Annotated in this window: 15 protein-coding genes; 4 read left to right on the forward strand and 11 right to left on the reverse strand. The window is 71.2% G+C overall.

Features of this window, described 5'->3' with window-relative positions; translation table 11 throughout:
* Nucleotides 1-101 precede the first annotated feature (101 nt).
* The 7 genes from AB0J02_RS35930 to AB0J02_RS35960 all read right to left on the reverse strand — a co-directional run bounded on the left by AB0J02_RS35930 (nt 102) and on the right by AB0J02_RS35960 (nt 7,471).
* A complete protein-coding gene (locus AB0J02_RS35930) occupies nt 102-1,100 on the reverse strand; it encodes an ester cyclase (protein ID WP_363198042.1) in 999 nt (332 codons plus the stop codon).
* An 83-nt stretch (nt 1,101-1,183) separates the two neighbouring features.
* Nucleotides 1,184-2,530, reverse strand: a complete 1,347-nt coding sequence (locus tag AB0J02_RS35935) for an MFS transporter (protein ID WP_363198043.1) — start codon at nt 2,528-2,530, stop codon at nt 1,184-1,186.
* Between the two features lie 109 nt (nt 2,531-2,639).
* On the reverse strand, nt 2,640-3,437 hold the full coding sequence (locus AB0J02_RS35940; protein WP_363198044.1) for an aldolase/citrate lyase family protein: 798 nt from the start codon (nt 3,435-3,437) through the stop codon (nt 2,640-2,642).
* Nucleotides 3,434-4,207, reverse strand: coding sequence for an SDR family oxidoreductase (locus tag AB0J02_RS35945; RefSeq protein WP_363198045.1), 774 nt, complete (start codon nt 4,205-4,207; stop codon nt 3,434-3,436). The genes AB0J02_RS35940 and AB0J02_RS35945 overlap by 4 nt, the downstream gene beginning before the upstream one ends.
* On the reverse strand, nt 4,204-5,514 hold the full coding sequence (gene hisD, locus AB0J02_RS35950) for a histidinol dehydrogenase (protein ID WP_363198046.1): 1,311 nt from the start codon (nt 5,512-5,514) through the stop codon (nt 4,204-4,206). Before hisD (AB0J02_RS35950) ends, AB0J02_RS35945 begins: the two co-directional genes overlap by 4 nt.
* 74 nt (nt 5,515-5,588) lie before the next feature.
* Nucleotides 5,589-6,326, reverse strand: coding sequence for an alpha/beta fold hydrolase (locus AB0J02_RS35955; RefSeq protein ID WP_363198047.1), 738 nt, complete (start codon nt 6,324-6,326; stop codon nt 5,589-5,591).
* A gap of 5 nt (nt 6,327-6,331) precedes the next feature.
* Nucleotides 6,332-7,471: a hypothetical protein gene (locus AB0J02_RS35960; protein WP_363198048.1), complete on the reverse strand. Its 1,140-nt coding sequence runs from the start codon at nt 7,469-7,471 to the stop codon at nt 6,332-6,334.
* Between the two features lie 214 nt (nt 7,472-7,685).
* Here AB0J02_RS35960 and AB0J02_RS35965 point away from each other — a divergent pair, with 214 nt between their 5' ends.
* Nucleotides 7,686-8,684 carry a LacI family DNA-binding transcriptional regulator gene (locus AB0J02_RS35965; RefSeq protein WP_363198049.1) on the forward strand — a complete coding sequence of 333 codons (999 nt, stop codon included), beginning with the start codon at nt 7,686-7,688 and terminating at the stop codon, nt 8,682-8,684.
* 3 nt (nt 8,685-8,687) lie between these two features.
* On the opposite strand, the gene AB0J02_RS35970 is transcribed toward AB0J02_RS35965, so the two are convergent.
* The 3 genes from AB0J02_RS35970 to AB0J02_RS35980 all read right to left on the reverse strand — a co-directional run bounded on the left by AB0J02_RS35970 (nt 8,688) and on the right by AB0J02_RS35980 (nt 12,618).
* Nucleotides 8,688-10,139, reverse strand: a complete 1,452-nt coding sequence (locus AB0J02_RS35970; protein ID WP_363198050.1) for an amino acid permease — start codon at nt 10,137-10,139, stop codon at nt 8,688-8,690.
* Nucleotides 10,140-10,263: 124 nt separating this feature from the next.
* Nucleotides 10,264-11,625 (reverse strand): histidinol dehydrogenase, encoded by a 1,362-nt coding sequence (gene hisD / locus AB0J02_RS35975; RefSeq protein WP_363198051.1) that lies wholly within the window; start codon nt 11,623-11,625, stop codon nt 10,264-10,266.
* 81 nt (nt 11,626-11,706) lie between these two features.
* On the reverse strand, nt 11,707-12,618 hold the full coding sequence (locus tag AB0J02_RS35980) for a LysR family transcriptional regulator (RefSeq protein WP_363198052.1): 912 nt from the start codon (nt 12,616-12,618) through the stop codon (nt 11,707-11,709).
* Between the two features lie 296 nt (nt 12,619-12,914).
* Here AB0J02_RS35980 and AB0J02_RS35985 point away from each other — a divergent pair, with 296 nt between their 5' ends.
* The gene (locus tag AB0J02_RS35985; RefSeq protein WP_363198053.1) at nt 12,915-13,817 is read left to right on the forward strand and encodes a carbon-nitrogen hydrolase family protein; all 903 of its coding nucleotides are present in this window, start codon (nt 12,915-12,917) and stop codon (nt 13,815-13,817) included.
* 7 nt (nt 13,818-13,824) lie between these two features.
* Here AB0J02_RS35985 and AB0J02_RS35990 read toward each other — a convergent pair whose 3' ends face one another.
* The gene (locus AB0J02_RS35990; protein WP_363198054.1) at nt 13,825-14,829 is read right to left on the reverse strand and encodes a LacI family DNA-binding transcriptional regulator; all 1,005 of its coding nucleotides are present in this window, start codon (nt 14,827-14,829) and stop codon (nt 13,825-13,827) included.
* A 114-nt stretch (nt 14,830-14,943) separates the two neighbouring features.
* On the opposite strand from AB0J02_RS35990, the gene AB0J02_RS35995 reads away from it, so the two are divergent.
* Together AB0J02_RS35995 and AB0J02_RS36000 are read left to right on the forward strand one after the other, a co-directional pair.
* Complete coding sequence (locus AB0J02_RS35995) at nt 14,944-15,795, forward strand: phytanoyl-CoA dioxygenase family protein (RefSeq protein ID WP_363198055.1); 852 nt, start codon at nt 14,944-14,946, stop codon at nt 15,793-15,795.
* Entirely contained in the window at nt 15,788-17,218 is a 1,431-nt protein-coding gene (locus AB0J02_RS36000) for a sugar porter family MFS transporter (RefSeq protein WP_363198056.1), read from the forward strand. The genes AB0J02_RS35995 and AB0J02_RS36000 overlap by 8 nt, the downstream gene beginning before the upstream one ends.
* The last annotated feature ends 32 nt before the right edge of the window (nt 17,219-17,250 follow it).

The following is a 17,250-nucleotide window of genomic DNA, read 5'->3' on the forward strand; positions in this document are numbered from 1 at the left end:
GCTCGGCCTTTCTCCACACACCCCCCCCGGGGGGCGCGCGGGGGGGGGGGGGGGCCGCCCCCCCCCCCCCCCCCCCCCACCCCGCTTTCACACGCTCAGGGTCAGTAGATGTTGGCCTCCACGTCGGGGCCGTCGCCCCGGACCGCGTTGATCTGCGCGCGCAGGGAGATCTCGTCGTAGACGCGGAACTCCTTGACGATGCGGCCCTCCTGGACCAGGAACTGGGACACGCCGAGCATCGTGACCGGCTGGCCGGTGAGGGGGCCGAAGGTCGTCGTGCCCCGGTAGGTGCCGTGCATGGTCCACAGGACGGCGATGCGCAGGCCGGCGTGCCGCTCGGAGTGGTTGGTCTGGATGTCCCGTACGGCGAACCGGGCGTCCGGGAAGGCGCCGACCATGGAGAGAAGGTCGCTCTGGTAGCGCTCCGGCCGGATGACGGTGCGGTCGCCGATGGTGTGCAGGAAGAGATCGCGGGCCATGAAGTCCTTGACCCTGTGCAGCCGGCGCCGGCTCCACACCTCGTCCATGAACTCCAGCACCATCTCGCACTCGGGACGGAACTCGTCGGGGCGCGGCCCGCTCACGCCGGACAGGAGCACGTCCTTGGGCGGCTCCTCGGTCATGGACCCGCTGTACCCCTGGAACTGCAGGGCACGAGCTGCCTCGTCGGGATCGAGTCCGCGCTGCAGACAGTCCGCCAGTTCGTCGCGGACCACCCACTCCTCGACCATGCGGCCGCGGCGGTAGAGGCAGTTGGCCACCGTGCGCTTGCGGATGCGGATGTTGCGGCCGTCGACGAGGTGCTCGTCGGCGGAGAAGACCAGATGCGAGCTGAGGAACGCGTCGTCACCACGGGCCTCCCACACCACGTCCTCGGCCTGGCCGATGTGGCCCGGGGTGCTGCCGATCCGCATGGTGGTGCCCTCGATCACGCCATCGCGGCCGACGACCGTGCCGAGACTCGTGTGGACGATCGAGTCGGGCTCGTAGTTCTCGACGATGTGGTCGATGTCGCGGTCGACCCAGATGCGGTCGGTGACCTCACGGATGAAGTCGTCCGGGTCCTTGTAGGGGAGGTAGGCGACGGGGTCGAGGGGCATGATGGCTCCGTTCTGAGTGGGGTGAAGATGTGAATTCGTATGTAGTCGTCGGCCCCGGCGAGGGCGCGGAGGTCCAGTCTCTTCTATCGGGCGAACTTGTCCGCGCCCAGCTGGCTCCGGTACGTCTCCGTCATGAAGGTGGTCACCACGACGAGGGCCAGGACCGCGGCAGCCGCCAGATAGACCCACACGGCGTAGATGGTGTCGAAGGTACTGACGAGCAGGGTCGCCACGAACGGTGTGATCCCCATGAAGATGGAGAAGGAGCTGTTGTACGCGATGGCGCTCGCGCTGAACCGCGTACGGGTCGCGAAGAGCTCCGCGGCGCAGACCGTGATGATGCCGGTCAGGAAGAACTCCGGGACCAGGTAGATCAGTTGGCTGGCGATCGCGGCGCCGAAGGTGCCGCCCTCGCCGACCCAGAAGGCGACCGGGACCAGGAAGATGCAGGCCAGGGCGCCCGTGATCAGCATCGGCTTGCGCCCGATCCGGTCCGAGAGCATGCCGGCCAGCGGGAGCAGCGGGATGAGGACCGCGATCGAGATGGCGTTCGAGGCGAGGCCCATCCAGCGCGGCAGGCCGAGCGTGTCCGTCAGGTACTGCGGATAGAACGTGACCCAGGTGTAGGAGAGGATCGCGCACATGATCGAGATGCCGCAGTAGACCAGGATGGGCCGCCGCTGGGAGCGCAGCGCCTCGAGGACCGGCGACTTGACGACCTGCGTCCCGTCGGCGGTGGCGCGGACGAACTCCGGGGTCTCCTCGATGTGCCGGCGCAGCCAGATGCCGACCAGGCTGAGCGGGATCGCCAGCAGGAACGGTATGCGCCAGCCCCATGAGTCGAGGGAGGGGCCCGCGAACACCCAGCTGGTCAGCGCGGCCGTGCCGGCGCCGGCGAGGGTGCCGACGAAGCAGCTGTTGGAGGCGTAAGAGGTGTAGTAGGCCCGCCGGTTGGGCTCCGCCCACTCGACGATGAAGGCCACCGCGCCGACGTACTCACCGCCGGACACCGTGCCCTGCACAACGCGGAGCACCAGGAGCAGGACCGGCGCGAGGATGCCGACCTGGTGGTACGTGGGCAGCGCTCCGATGAGGGCGGTCGCCACACCCATGAACACGATGGTCCACAGCAGCGTCTTCTTGCGGCCGGCCCGGTCGCCCCAGCGGCCGACCAGTGTTCCGCCCAGCGGCCGGAACAGGCACGCCACGGCGATGATCGCGTAGGTCCCCAGGACGGCGACGGTCCTGTCGCTCTCGGGGAAGAACGCGGGAGCCATGATCGGCGCCATGTAGCCATAAAGACCGTAGTCGAACTGTTCTACGAAGTTACCGATGCTTCCCGCGGCGATGGCTCGGCGAATCGCGTTCCGCTTGTCCGGGTCGACCGTGGTGGAGCCGGTGGCTGTACTGGGAGGCGCTGCGGCGGACATGGCTTCTCCGATCGCGCAGGGAGAGGGGTGCGAGGGGTGCGAGAGATGCTGCGAAGGATGTGCATACGTATGAACTCGTGGTGAACGCTATGGGGCCGGGTAAGGGCCGTCAAGGGGTTGCCGAGGTGCATGTGGTCTCCGTGGTGCCGGGCTCCGCGAGGGCCCGCAGGGTGTCCATGAGGACCTGCGCCATGTTGAAGAGAATCAGCTGGGAGCCCGCCTGCTCGGCTGCTCGGGCCGCGTCCTGACCGGGCACGATGGTCATGACCGCGCGGTCCTGTGCGCGGGTGGCCCGGTGCGCGCGGGCGATCAGCGCGGTGACGGTGGACCGGTCGGGGAAACCGCAGTCCGCCGCCAGATCGGCAGGACCGACCAGGACGGCGTCCACGCCCGGTGTGCCGGCGATCGCGTCGGCCGCGGCGCAGGCCCGCTCGGTCTCGATCATCGCCACGACCAGGGTGTCCCGGGAGGCGGCCACATGCTCGGCCGCGGAGACCGTGCCGAACCGGCCCGCTCTGCTGTACGTGGCGAAGCCCCGTTCGCCGAGCGGCGGGTAGTGACTCGCGGCCACCGCCCGCCGGGCGTCCTCGGCGCTGTCGATATGCGGATGGATCACGCCGACGGCTCCCAGGTCCAGGCAGCGCAGCGCCAGGGCCGGTTCGGACGTGCCCACGCGGACGAGGACGTCGATCCCCTGGGCGGCCGCGGCCGTGAGGTGGTGCTGGAGCAGAGCGGTGTCGGCCGGCCCGTGTTCGCAGTCGATGACCACATAGTCGAGACCCGCCACGCCCGCCATCTCCACGAGCGTCTCCGACGGCAGTCGCAGCAGCGCGCCGCGCAGTTGCTCACCGTCCGCCAGCCGCTGCTTGAGGCCACGGCGCGCGGGCTCCGCGCTTCGCGCCGTCACCGTGCCACCATCCCGGCCGACAGGTCGATATCGGCTCCGCACAGGCCGCGCATCCGCAGCATCGCGCTCACCGCCTCACCGACCTCGTCCTCGGTGACCATGCGGCCGAGGGCGGAGCGTGACACGAAAGCCTGCTCGGCCTGTTCGTGGGTGCTGCCCGTGCGCTCGGCCTCCAGGCGGAAGTTGCGCTCCATCCGCGGGCCCGAAACGGGGCCCGGGGAAAGGGAGTTCACCGTGACCCCCAGCGGTCCGACCTCGCCCGCCAGTGTCGCCGTGAGACCGATGACCGCCATCTTCGAGGCGCAGTAGGGCGTACGCCGCAGCAGGGGTCGTTTGCCCGACACCGAGGCGATGTTGATCACGTCGCCGGTGCCGCGGTCCGTCATGGCGGGGAGGAAGGCCCGGCACATCAGGAACACCCCGCGCACGTTCACGTCGAAGACCTCGTCCCACTCGTCGGGCGCGATCTCCGTCAGCGGGGCCACGGGCCCGGCGATCCCGGCGTTGTTGACCAGGACCGATATCTCCTCGCCCGCGAGGTTCTCCGCGAGTTCCCGGACGTCGTCGAGCCGGGACACGTCGCAGACCTGATGGGTGACGCTCGGGCCGAGCCGGGTGGCCGTCTCCTTGAGCGCGGTTTCGTCGCGTCCCGTGATGACCACGCGGGCGCCGTCGGAGAGCAGTGACCGGGTGATGGCGGCGCCGAGTCCGCTGCCCCCTCCGGTGACCAGCGCGGTCCGTCCGGCGAGCGGCGTCGCGGGGCGGCTCACGCGCGGGCCTCGTCGTTCCACGGCAGGGTGCCCTTGCCGTACTTGGCGGCTCGTACGTCACCGGAGCGGGCGTGCCCCTCGAACAGCTCGACGCGTGCGGCCCGTCCGCACACCTCGCCGAGCCGCGCCGAGGACGAGGTGTCGGTGACTTCCTGATACGTGACCGTCTTGAGGTACTTCCCGACCCACAGGCCGCCGGTGTAGCGCGCGGCGCCCCGGGTGGGCAGTACGTGGTTGGTGCCGATGACCTTGTCGCCGTAGGAGACGCAGGTGCCCTCGCCGAGGAAGAGCGCGCCGTAGTCGTGCATCTTGTCCAGCGCCTGGCGCGGGTTCTCGGTGAGGACCTCGACGTGTTCGCTGGCGTAGGAGTCCGCGATCGCGAAGGCCTCGTCGAGGGAGTCGGCCACGACGATCTCGCCGTGGTCGCGCCAGGCCGGTTCGGCGAAGTCCTTCGTCGGCATGCCGGGCAGCAGGCGCTCGATGTGCTGCGCGACCTCGCGGCCCAGCTTCTCGGACGTGGTCACCAGCACGGCGGGGGAGTCCGGGCCGTGCTCCGCCTGGGAGAGCAGGTCGACGGCGACGACGAACGGGTCCGCGTGCTCGTCGGCGATCACCAGGATCTCGGTCGGTCCGGCGAACAGGTCGATGCCGACCTCACCGAACAACTGGCGCTTGGCCTCCGCGACATAGGCGTTGCCGGGCCCGGCGATCATCGGGACCCGCCCGATGGTCTCCGTCCCCAGGGCCAGCGCCGCGACGGCCTGGACGCCGCCCAGCAGGTAGATCTCGTCGGCGCCCGCGAGGTGCATCGCCGCGACGGTGGCGGCCGGGATCTCGCCCCGGATCGGCGGGGTGCAGGCGGCGACCCGGGGGACCCCCGCCACCTTGGCGGTCACGATGGTCATGTGCGCCGACGCGGTCAGCGGGTAGCGCCCGCCGGGTACGTACGCACCGGCGCCGGCCACCGGCACGTGACGGTGGCCGAGGTGGACGCCGGGCAGCGTCTCGATCTCGACGTCGCGCATCGAGTCGCGCTGGGCCCGGGCGAACGTGCGCACCTGCTCCTGGACGAAGCGGATGTCGTCCAGGACGGTCCCCGGGACCCCGGAGATGATCCGCTCGATCGCGTCGGGCGTCAGGCGGAAGGACCCGGGGCTCCAGCCGTCGAACTTCTCGGAGTACTGGCGGACCGCTTCGTCGCCGCGCTCACGGATGTCGTCGAGGATGGCGTGGACGCGCTCGGCGACATCCGCGCGGGCGGCACGCACCTCGGTGGCGGGCACGGGGGATTTGAGGAATCGGGGCATGACACGGCTCTCTTCATTGGGGGGAGGGGTGTGCAAGAGGGGATCGGTCGGCGGGGAGCGGTCCCGGGTGGAGTTCAGGGTGTGGTGCTCAGGGCCGGTTCGTCCCGCTCGGCGGCGGCGAGTACCGCGCGCAGGGCAGTGGCGACGGCGTCGGGGCGCTGCCAGGGCAGCAGGTGGCCGGCGTCGGACAGTTCCCGCAGCCGGGCTCCCGGCACGGCGCGCGCGATCGTCCGGTGGAAGGTGGGCGGGCACAGGGAGTCCCGTGTTCCGCTCAGTACGACCGCGGGGCACCGGGCGGTGCGCAAGGCGGCGCTCGCGTCCGTACGGGTCGCCTGCGCGGCGAGCTGGGCGCGGGCTGCGTCGGGGCCCACGCTCTGTGCCATGCGGCGGTAGCGCCGCGCGGCTTCGGGCGAGGGGCGGCCGGGAAACATGTCGGGCAGGGTCTGCTCGACGACGTCCGCGAACCGCCCGGCATCGATCAGCCCGTCCATCGCGCGCCAGGCCGCGTACTGCTCGGGGCGCGGGGCGCCCGCGTTGGCCGACATCACGCACAGGCCCGCGATCCGCTCCGGTGCCCGGCGCAGTGCCTCGAAGCCGACGATGGCTCCCAGGCTCAGCCCGACCAGGACGAACGGGCCCGGCACCGCGGCCAGCACATCCTCCGCAAGCGCCCCGATGTCCGGCTCGGTCAGCGGCACGTGGTGGACGTCGTGGCCGGCGGGGAAGTCGACATCGGACCACAGGCTCGCGTCGCAGAGCATGCCGGGAACCACGACCAACGGCAGCGCGCCTGCCCGGTCGCCCCGACGCACGCCGGTCACCAGCGCCGCGCGGAGCGGGGCAGCAGGGCGTACGGGGCGACGTAGCCGTTGTGGTCGATGCCGAGGCCCGCGTCGGCGGCGGCCTTGAGGACTTCCTCGTCCCACTCCAGACGGACCCTGCCGTCGCCGGAGTTGACCACGAGCAGGTCTCCCTGGCTGTCGCCGACGTTGCGCAGGGTCCGCCAGGCGTCCTGCGGGACGGAGAGCATGTCGCGGGGGCCCAGGCGTACCGACACCGGGTCGGTGCGGTTGAGCGTGACCTCCCACAGGCCGTCCTTCACGATCAGCGTCTGGGTCTCGTGCTGCCGGTGGAGCGAGACGCCCTGGCCCGGATCGGCGCGCAGCCAGGCGGCGTTGTGGCCGTGCGGGTTGAAGATCCGGGGGTCCTGGTGCGGGTCCTCGGTCATGCCGTACCCGATGACGCAGCTCAGGCGCACGCCGCCACCGGGCAGGGTGCTGTCGAGGAAGGGGTGCTCGGACCACACCAGTTCGTCCGCGGCGGCGATCCGGCGCTTCATCTCGTCGGGGCTGTAGTGGCGCAGTCGGTCGATCTGCTCCTGGGTCATGGGGCTGACGCGTTCGGCCTCCGGCGGGAGGGTGTCGCCGGCGACCGTGTCGATCAGCTTGTTCTCGGCGCTGAGGTACAGGCCGTGGCCCTCCGCCTCGCGCAGGACCGAGGGGCCCCAGATGATGCCGCCGGTGTGGTCCATGCCCAGCACGGTGAAGAGCCAGCCGTCGTCCGGGCCGGTGTTGGTGAAGCCGCGGAAGATCCAGGTGGGGACGGACGCGATGTCACCGGCCTTGAGCAGGAGTTCGCCTTCGGTGCCGTCGGCGCCCCAGCGCAGCAGGTACTCGCCCTCGGTGCAGACGAAGACCTCGGCCGTGTAGTGGAGGTGGAGGTTGTTGGTGATGCCGTGCGGCATGGCCGCGGCGCCGATGTTGTAGCCGTGCGGCAGGCGGAGGTTGACGTGCTGACCGGCGGCCTGGGAGACGCCGGGACCGATCATCGCGTAGTTCTCCTTCCGGTCGGAGCCGGGGGTACGGCAGTCGATGAAGGCCTGGTTGCAGGAGACGAAGTCGCTGCGGCGCACCGTGCGGTGGGTCAGTTCGCTGGTGGATACGACGACATCGGGCATGACCGCTCCTTGCTCGTGAATACGTATGTATCTCCATGACAGGCCCTGGAGGGAGAAAGTGTCAAGAGGTGCGCGTGGGGGAGTGTCCGGAAGATGCGTGGCGCAGACGGCTTCTGGCGAAGGGGGCGTCGACCACCGACGGCGCAGTCGACATACGTATACTGATCGGGATGCGCGCCGGGGCGGCGCAGTGGTGGCGACGAGGAGCGAGCCGATGGGGATCACCAGTCACGACGTGGCCAGGCTGGCGGGTGTCTCGCAGCCCACGGTCTCCCGGGCGCTGCGCGACGACCCCCGGGTGTCGGAGGCGACCCGGGAGAAGGTCAGACGGGCGGCCCAGGCGCTGAACTACGTGCCGAGCGAAGCGGGACGCACCCTGTCGACGCGGTCCACGCGGCGCGTCGGCGTCATCGTGACCGACCTGACGAACCCCTTCTACCCGCATGTGATCGCGCCGCTCCACGACGAACTGCGCACCCTGGGCTACCGGATGATGCTCATCACGGAGCGGTCGGACGAGGCGGTCGCCGAGGAGCGACTCCTCGACCAGTCGCTGGACGGTGTCGTCCTGGCGACGGCGACCACCGACTCCCGGCTGCCCGCCCAGCTGGAGCGGCGGGGCATGCCCTTCGTCTTCCTCAACCGCGACACCGGCGGGCCGGACGACTATGCCTCGGTCGTCGACAACGAGGGCGGTGGCCGGCTGGTGGCCCGGGAACTCGTCGCCCTGGGGCACCGGCGGATCGCGGGCATCTTCGGCGCGGCCAACACCACGACCGGCCGCGACCGCGAACTGGGCTTCCGGCTGGCGCTCGCCGACGCGGGGGTCGGGCTCGCCGAGGACCGGGTGGTGCGCGGCGCGTTCGAGTACGACACCGGGTACCGCGCGCTGCCCGTCCTGATGGCGGCGGCCGAAGCGCCGACAGCGGTGTTCTGCGGCAACGACGTGGTCGCCATCGGTGTCCTGAACGCCGCGCTCGCGGCCGGGATCAGGGTCCCCGACGATCTCACCGTCATCGGCTTCGACGATCTGCCGATGGCCTCCTGGGAGGTGTTCCGGCTGACCACTGTCGGGCACGACCTGGGGGAACTGTCGCGGCAGGCGGCCCGGCTGCTGGTGCGCCGGATCGGCGGGGACGTCGACCCCGGGGGCGAACGCCTGGTCCTGCCGACCGAGTTCGTCCCCAGGGCCACCCACGCGCGCGTCTCCTGACCGTCAGAGCCGCGAGGCGGTCGTCGTCGAGGGCGGCTCGGTGGCCGTGGCCCCGCTCTTCCCGGCGGCGTCCGTGCCGTCCGGGCCCGCCCGCAGCCGCCGTTGGCGCAGGACACCCACGCCGACGAGGACCGCGGCGAGGCCGAGGGAGAGCCACAGTTCGAGCCGGTGCCCCGGCAGTACGGCCATGAGGACCAGCACCCCGGCGATGAAGGCGATCGTGGCGAGGGTGAGACAGGGGAACCCCCACATGCGCACCTCGCGCGGGTCCCCCTCCTTGCGCCGGATCGCGTACTGGGTGAGCGCGATGACCAGGTACATCATGAGTGCGATCGCGCCGCTGGAGGCGATGAGGTAGGAGAAGACGCTCGGCAGCAGGTAGTTGGCGATCACCGCGACGATGCCGATGACGGTGGAGACCACGACCGCGTTGCGGGGCACTCCGTGGCGGGAGGTGCGGGCGAAGGCGGCCGGCGCGTCGCCGCGCTTGGCCAGGGAGAACACCATGCGGGAAGCGGTGTAGACGGCGGAGTTGAGGCAGCTGCTGACGGCGATGACCAGAACGACGTCCATGATCCGTCCCGCCCCGGGGATGTTCATCCGCTCCAGGACGGCCTGGTAGGAGCCGGCGGCCGCCAGGTCGTCGGAGTTCCACGGCACGAGACAGACCACGATGAGGATCGAGCCGACGTAGAAGAGGCCGAGACGCCAGACGACGGCGCGGACGGCCTTCTTGATGTTCTTCCTCGGTTCCTCGGACTCGGCCGCGGCGATGGTGACGATCTCACTGCCCTGGAAGCTGAACATCGCGGTGAGCAGGCCGGCGAGGACGGCCGTGGCGCCCTTCGGCGCGAAGCCGCCGTTGCTCCACAGGTTCGAGACTCCGCTGGTGCCGGAGCCGGGCAGCAGGCCGAGGACGGCGAGGACTCCCAGGACCAGGAAGGCCACGATCGCGACGACCTTCAGCAGGGCGAACCAGTACTCGAACTCCCCGTAGTTGCGCACCGCGAGGAGGTTGCTGCCCGCCAGCAGCACGATCATCGCCAGTGCCGGGAGCCAGCTGGGCAGTCCGGTGAGAGCGGCGATGACCTCGCCTGCCGCGATGGCCTCGATGGGGATGACGAGGATGTAGAACCACCAGTACAGCCAGCCGATCGAGAACCCGGCCCAGCGGCCCAGGGCCCTGTCGGCGTACGTGGAGAAGGAGCCCGTGTCGGGGTTGGCGACGGCCATCTCGCCGAGCATCTGCATGACGAGCACCACCAGGGCGGCGGCCAGCAGGAACGAGATAAGGACGGCGGGGCCCGCGGTGGCCACCGCGGTGGACGAACCGACGAAGAGGCCGGCGCCGATCACTCCGCCGATGGAGATCATGGTGATCTGACGGCCCTTGAGGCCCTGGGTGAGGGCCGCGCCGGCGGGGGCGGCCGGGGGTGGCTCGGACGGGTGGTGCATACGGGGATCCTCGGATGAGCGTGGGGCGCGGGCGACCTGGAGAGGGAGGGGACGGGCGTACAGGGGGCGTTTCGCGGTGCGGCTCCTGGCCGCCGCACCAGGTGCGGCGGCCAGGAGCCGGGGATCAGAGCTGGTCGCGCAGGGCTGCCGGGACGGCGTCGAACATCCCGGCCGTCCGGCCGATCTCGTCGATGCGGAGCGTGGCGGTCGCGCCGTGCGCCGCCAGTCCCTCGAAGGCGGAGATCCGCTCGACCGCGGGGGCCAGGGCCGCCGTGCCTTCCTTCGCGGCCCGCTGGTAGGTCAGCGGCTTGAGGAAGCGGGAGACGGAGAGTCCGGCGTTGTACCGGGCGGTCTTGCCGGTCGGCAGCACGTGGTTGGTGCCGGCGATGCCCTTGTCGGAGTAGGCGACGGTGGACCACCGCCCGATGAACAGGGAGCCGTAGCAGGTGAGGTTGGTCAGGTAGTAGTCGTCGTCCTCGGTCTGGATCTCCAGGTGCTCGGGGCCCAGTACGTCGGCCACGGCGACGGCGTCGGCCCGGTCGCCCACCACGATGACCGAACCGAAGTCGCGCCAGGCCGGTCCGGCGATGTCCCGGGTGGACAGGGACGCGAGCTGCCGCTCGATCTCCGTGACGACGGCGCGCCCCAGCTTCTCGGACGTGGTGATCAGCGCGGCGGGGGAGTTGGGGCCGTGCTCGGCCTGGCCCAGCAGGTCCGCCGCGACCCACACCGGGTCCGCGCTGTCGTCGGCGATGACCGCGACCTCGGAGGGGCCGGCCAGCAGGTCGATCCCGACCTGGCCGAACAGCTGCCGCTTCGCCTCGGTGACGAAGGCGTTCCCGGCGCCGACCAGCATGTCGACCGGGGCCTCGCCGAGCAGGCCGAAGGCCATCGCGCCCAGCGCCTGGACGCCGCCGAGGGCGAAGACGCGGTCGGCGCGGGACAGGTAGGCGCCGTACAGCACGGCGGGGTGGGCGCCGTGCTCACCCGACGGGGGAGTGCACGCCAGCACGGTGGGAACCCCGGCCGTCTTGGCGACGTTCACTGTCATGAAGGCGCTGGCGAGCAGCGGGAAGCGGCCGGCCGGCAGGTAGGCGCCGACTCGAGAGACCGGGACGTAGCGCTGGCCGCCGGCCACGCCGGGGGCGACCTCGATCTCGAAGTCCGTCAGGTGCTCGCGCTGGGCGGCGGCGAACCGGTGGGTGCGCTCGTACCCCATCTCCAGGGCGGTGCGGACATCCGGGGGCAGCGCGTCCCCCGACTTCTTGAGCTCGGCGGCCCCGATCTCCAGCTCGCCGGACCAGCCGTCCAGCTCCTGGGCGTAGGCGCGTACCGCGTCCATGCCCTTGTGCTCGATCTCCTTGAGCATCTGCGACACCCGCTCGACCACCTTGGGGGCGCGCTGGGCGGGAGGGCCGTCGACGGCCGGCTTCTTCAGCCACTGGAGCGGGGGGAGGGCCTGGGCTTCGTCGTGCGTGATCTGCATGGCCTGGACGCTAGACGCCGCGTTGGCACAGGACTAGAGGGGCAGTTCCTGTCCGAGTCAAAGGGTTTCCCTGTGGCAGGGTCAGAGGCTGAGACCGGCGCCGATCTCGCGGAGGGTGTCCTCGGCGATCCGGGCGAGTTCCCGGGTGGCGCGAGACAGAGGGTGGCCCCTACGCCGGACCAGGGCGACGGTGTCGTACAGGGGCTCGGCGAAGGAGGCGGTGCGCAGGCCGGCGGGGAACGTGGGCCCGGCGACCACCGCACGGCTGGCGATCGTGTCGCCCACCCCGGCTGCCACGAGCTTCAGAGCGGCCTCGACGTGTTCGAGCTCGATCAGCGGGTCTACGGTGACTCCCGCGAGCTGCGCGCGCTCCGCGATCTGTCGCCGGGTCGGGTCCTGCCAGCCGTAATGGGCGTCGTAGAGCACGAGGGGGGCCTGCGAGAAGGCCTCGATCGTCACAGGGGTGCGGGTGCGTTCCTCGCTGGCGCTGACGTAGTAGACCTCGTCGCGCAGGAGCGGACTCACCGCGAGTCCCTCGTCGTCGATCGGCAGCACGACCAGGCCCGCCTCGATCCGCCCCGCTGCGACGGCCGCGGCGGTCTCGGCGGAGTTCTGGCCCACGAGCCGGACCCGGACGGACGGATAGCGGGCGTGGAACATCTGTACGAGGTTGGAGAGCAGGTAGTAGTCGGCGTTGCGCAGCACCCCGAAGGTGGCGGTGCCGCCCCCGAGGGAACCCAGCGACCGCACCGCCCGCGTCCCGTGATCCGCCGCTTCCACCGATTGCTGGGCGTACGGCAGCAGTTCCTGTCCGGCCGACGTCAGGGTCAGGGTGCGGCTGCCGCGGACGAACAACTCGGCGTCCAGCTCGGTCTCCAGCCGGCGTACCAGTTCGGAGGCCGATGCCTGGGCCATGTCCAGGGCCTGCGCCGCGGCGGTGAACGACCCGAGCCGCTCCGCTTCGACGAAGGCCCTCAGCTGATTGAGGGTCATGGGTTGCCTGTGCCTCGGGGTCTGTGAGTCCGGTGGTGTGGTGATCTCGGGGTGTGAGGGCTCGGGCGGGTGAGCGCTCGGGGTGAGGGTCGGTTTCGCCCGTTCTACCACGTCGTTCGCCGGCCGATCGGCTGCCCGCCCGTGCTGCCGAGGCGCAGGGTCTTCCTGTGGATCGCGCAGGAAAGAGGGGCCTTGTCCCGTGGAAACCGGGGTGATTGGCTCGGCCGCGCCCCCGTCAGTGCTCCCGTCAGCGCTCGAATGCACCCCGTCCGCGTCCGAAAGGTGACTTCCGCCCGATGTCCCAGCCCCTGTCGGTCGGCCTGGTCCAGGCCGCAGCCCGCCATCATTCCGCCCCCGACCCGGACGCCTTCGCCGCGGAGGTACGGCGGCTCGCCCGGACCCACCCCGGCATCCGGCTGCTGGTCTACCCGGAACTGCATCTGTGCGGGCACGCGAAGGACGAGGACCCGGAGGAGGTCATGGTCGCGGCGGCGCAGCCGCTGGACGGGCCGAGGGACGCGATGCTGTCCGGCCTGGCCCGCGAACTGGACCTCTGGCTCGTCCCCGGCACGGTCTACGAGCAGGGCGAGGACGGGCAGATCTACAACACGGCCGTCGTGTACTCGCCTCGGGGCGCGCGCGTCGCGGCGTATCGCAAGATGTTCCCGTGGCGGCCCCACGAGACGACGGCGGCGGGCTCGCGGTTCGTGGTCTTCGACATGGACGGGTACGGGCGGGTGGGTCTGTCGATCTGCTACGACGCCTGGTTCCCCGAGGTCACGCGGCACTTGGCGTGGCAGGGCGCCGATCTGGTCCTGAACCTGGTGCGCACGCCGACCGTGGACCGGGCGCAGGAACTGGTCCTCGCGCGCGCCAACGCCATCGTCAATCAGGTCTTCATGGCCAGCGTCAACGCGGCGCCGCCGGACGGGATCGGCCGGAGCGTGCTGGTCGATCCCGAGGGGCGGGTGCGCGCCGAGGCCGGGCCTGAGCCGGAGCTGGTCCTGACGGATGTGCTCGACCTCGCCGAGGCGCGCAGGGTCCGCGCGCACGGAACCGCGGGCCTCACCCGGGTGTGGGACCCCTTCGCGGAGGATCAGCCGCCGCTCGAACTCCCCCTGTACGCGGGCCGGATCGACCCCGAACGGTGGCGTGGGGGAGGCCACCGCCGGGAAGCGGACCGGCCCGGTCCCGCGTGACGGGTGCTCAGGTGGTGCCGCGCCGGACGAGGCGGTGCGGCACGATCAGCTCCTGCGGGGGGACGGCGTTGCCGGGGCTGTATATCCGGTCCGCCAGGCATTGCAGGGACCGCTCGGCGATCTGCCGCTTGTCCGGCGCGATGGTGGTCAGGGGCGGGTGGCTGTAGCGGCCGTCCTCGATGTCGTCGAACCCGACGATCGCGAGGTCCTCGGGTACGCGCAACCCCCGTTCGTGCGCCACGTGGAGGGCGCCGAGGGCGAGTTCGTCGCTGAAGGCGAACACGGCGTCGGGGGCGACGGGACCGTCGAGGAGTTCGGTCATGGCGCGGGCGCCGTCCGCCCGGTGCAGGGCGGCGACCGGGCGCTGGGCGTCGGGGAGCCGGGGGAGCCCGGCGCGCTCCAGCGCGTGGCGGTAGCCCTCGGCGCGCAGCCGGGCGGTGCCGTTGTGCAGGTGGGGCTGCAGGCCGATGGCGGCGATGCGGCGGCGGCCGAGAGCGATCAGGTGGCCGGTGGCCTCACCGGCGGCGGCGACGTTGTCGACGGCGACGCGGTCGGCCGCTCCCTGCGGACTGCGCTCGCCGAGCAGGACGAGGGGGACGGCCGGTGCCGTCGCGGCGAGTTCGGCGGGGTCCAGCGCCCAGGGGCTGATGATGAGGCCGTCGACCACGCGTCCGCCGCCCTGGGCGAGCAGGCGGCGTTCGGCGTCGGCGTCGCCCCGGGTCTGGTCGATGATCACGGTCCAGGAGCGGCGCTGGGCCTCGTCGACCAGGAGTCCGGCGAGTTCGCCGAAGTACGGCGAGTGCAGTTCGGGGATGGCCAGGCCGATGATGCCGGTGCGGCCGGCGCGCAGGCTGCGGGCGGCGAGGTTGGGCCGGTAGCCGAGCTCGTCGATCACCTCCTGGACGCGTTGTCGGGTCTCGGCCGCCACCGTGGCGGATCCGCTGACGACGTTCGACACGGTGCGTACGGAGACGCCGGCCAGTGCGGCCACATCTTTCAGACGACTGCTCACGCCGTCATCCTTTCATGCGACGCCCTTCACAAAATGACTGCACCAAAGGGTATTGCAACGTTGCATGCAGCGATGCAATCTAGGGGCGGAAGATCTGCTTGCAAGGAGGCAAGGATGACTGTGTCCGCATTTCCGGGTATCCGCCCCGCCGACCTGGACGTCGACGTGACGCAGGACGCGGCGAATCTGTACACGGACGGCATCACCGCGCGGAAGGGGGCCTTCACCAAGGAGTGGGTCGACCGGCTGCGCGAGGACATCGAGACGGCGTACGAGGAAGCGCGCTCCCGGCCCGACGGTGCCGTGGGCCGGGGACCGGAGCGGTACTACGTGGAGATCCACCCCGAGCAGCTGCGGGGCTTCGTCGACCTGGTCGACCACCCGTGGGTCCGGTCGGTGGCCACGGCCGTCCTCGGCCCCGACTACCGCATCGTCGAACTCGGCTTCGACGTACCGCTCGAAGGCGCCGTGAACCAGCCCTGGCACCGCGACTTCCCCCTCCCCGACGAGACGCGCACCGAACGCCGCCTCACCTCCCTGGCGTTCAACGTCACCGCCGTCGACACCGCCGAGGACATGGGGCCCTTCGAGATCGCGCCCGGTACCCAGTGGGACGACGAGCCCGACTTCGAGCACGGGATGTTCCCGCCCCGCGAACGCTACGGCCGCTACGAGGAGCGCGCGGTCCGCAAGTACCCGCAGCGCGGCGACATCTCGGCGCGCACCGCGCTGACCATCCACCGCGGTACCAAGAACGAGTCGGCCAAGGCGCGGCCCGTGCTCGTGCTGGGCCTCGACGGTCCCGAGGCGAACAACGCCGACCGCCACGACACGGCCGTCACGCGGGCCTTCTGGGAATCGCTGCCGGAGCGGGTCCGCCACCACCTGGACTGCCCGGTCGTCGACGAACTGACGCCCATCACCCAGAAGCACACCATCGAGGGCCTGGTCATGGGCGATGCCTGAGGCGACCACGGTGGCCGAGCGTCCGCCGGCCCACCCCGCAGGCGCGGGGCGTCCGCCGCTGCTGGTCTACGCGGTCGCCGCCGTCTCGGCGCTCGGCGGCCTGCTCTTCGGCTACGACACCGGCATCATCTCCGGCGCCCTGCTCCACCTGCGCGACGACCTCGACCTCTCCTCCCGCGAACAGGAGATCGTCGTCAGCGTCATCCTGCTCGGCGCGATGGCCGGCGCCCTGATCTCGGGGCGCACCGCCGTACGGCACGGCCGGCGCAAGGTGGTGGCGGCGGTCGCGGTGATCTTCGCGGTCGGTGCGGTGGCGGCCGCGCTCTCCCCCGACGTGACGACGCTGATCGCCGCGCGCTTCGTGCTCGGCCTCGCGGTGGGCGGAGCCTCCAACATGGTGCCCGTCTACATCGCGGAGCTGGCGCCCGCGGCCGTACGTGGCCGGCTCATGGTGCTCTTCCAACTCATGGTCGCCATCGGGCAGTTGATCGCCTACCTCTGCGGCTGGGCGCTGTCCGGCAGCGGCGGGTGGCGCGTCATGTTCGCCCTCGCCGTCATCCCCGCCGCGGCCCTGGCCATCGGAATGCTGTTCCTGCCGGAGAGCCCGCGCTGGCTCATCGAGCAGAACCGCGGGGACGACGCGGTGCGTACGCTCCGCAGGCTTCGGCCCGCCGGAGCGGACGTCGGGGCGGAGGCGGCCGAGATCGCCGCCGTGACAGCCGACTCGTCCGCGGACAGCGGCAGTTGGCGACAGCTCCGGCAGCGCTGGCTGCGCCCGGCTCTGCTGATCGCCGTGGGCATCGCGGCCTTCTCCCAGCTCACCGGGGTCAACGCCATCGTGTACTACGCGCCGACGATCCTGGACGACGCGGGGTTCGGGAACTCGGTGGCGCTGCTCACCGGCATCGGGATCGGCGCGATGCTCGTCGTGGCGGGGGTGGTGGGTGCCATCGCCGTGGACAAGGCCGGGCGACGCCGCACGATGCTGTGGTTTTTGCCCGGCTCGGCCCTTGCCATGGTGGTACTGGCGCTGGCCTTCGCCACCTCCTCGGGCGCATCGGCACAGCGCTGGACCGTGATCATCGCGCTGTTCGCGTACATCCTCTTCAACGGTGTGGGGATGCAGGCCGTCGTCTGGCTCATCGGCCCGGAGATCCTGCCGCTGAGCGTGCGCGGCCCGGCCACCAGTCTGGCCACGGTCTCCGTGTGGGGATTCGACCTCCTCATCGCCATGACCGCCCTGACGGCGATCAACACCATCGGCCGTTCCGGCACGTTCCTCTTCTACGCGCTGATGAACGTGGCCTGCATCGTCTTCGTCGTCCTGAAGGTCCCCGAGACGAAGGGCCGCAGCCTGGAGAGCATCGAACAGGCACTGCGGAGCCCGCTTCCCTTCCGTAGGGCGCTGGAAAAGACGGAGTGACCCCGCAGCAGCTCGCCCGCCCGCCCCCGTCC

Source organism: Streptomyces sp. NPDC050264, assembly GCF_040655895.1.
Classification (GTDB): Bacteria; Actinomycetota; Actinomycetes; order Streptomycetales; family Streptomycetaceae; genus Streptomyces.

Bases quoted from the DNA above. Each gene is read 5' to 3' on its own strand.
- AB0J02_RS35930 (WP_363198042.1), bottom strand. From the start codon at position 1,100: ATGCCCCTCGACCCCGTCGCCTACCTCCCCTACAAGGACCCGGACGAC.
- AB0J02_RS35935 (WP_363198043.1), bottom strand. From the start codon at position 2,530: ATGTCCGCCGCAGCGCCTCCCAGTACAGCCACCGGCTCCACCACGGTC.
- hisD (WP_363198046.1), bottom strand. From the start codon at position 5,514: ATGCCCCGATTCCTCAAATCCCCCGTGCCCGCCACCGAGGTGCGTGCC.
- AB0J02_RS35960 (WP_363198048.1), bottom strand. From the start codon at position 7,471: ATGCCCGATGTCGTCGTATCCACCAGCGAACTGACCCACCGCACGGTG.
- AB0J02_RS35965 (WP_363198049.1), top strand. From the start codon at position 7,686: ATGGGGATCACCAGTCACGACGTGGCCAGGCTGGCGGGTGTCTCGCAG.
- AB0J02_RS35970 (WP_363198050.1), bottom strand. From the start codon at position 10,139: ATGCACCACCCGTCCGAGCCACCCCCGGCCGCCCCCGCCGGCGCGGCC.
- hisD (WP_363198051.1), bottom strand. From the start codon at position 11,625: ATGCAGATCACGCACGACGAAGCCCAGGCCCTCCCCCCGCTCCAGTGG.
- AB0J02_RS35980 (WP_363198052.1), bottom strand. From the start codon at position 12,618: ATGACCCTCAATCAGCTGAGGGCCTTCGTCGAAGCGGAGCGGCTCGGG.
- AB0J02_RS35985 (WP_363198053.1), top strand. From the start codon at position 12,915: ATGTCCCAGCCCCTGTCGGTCGGCCTGGTCCAGGCCGCAGCCCGCCAT.
- AB0J02_RS35995 (WP_363198055.1), top strand. From the start codon at position 14,944: ATGACTGTGTCCGCATTTCCGGGTATCCGCCCCGCCGACCTGGACGTC.
- AB0J02_RS36000 (WP_363198056.1), top strand. From the start codon at position 15,788: ATGCCTGAGGCGACCACGGTGGCCGAGCGTCCGCCGGCCCACCCCGCA.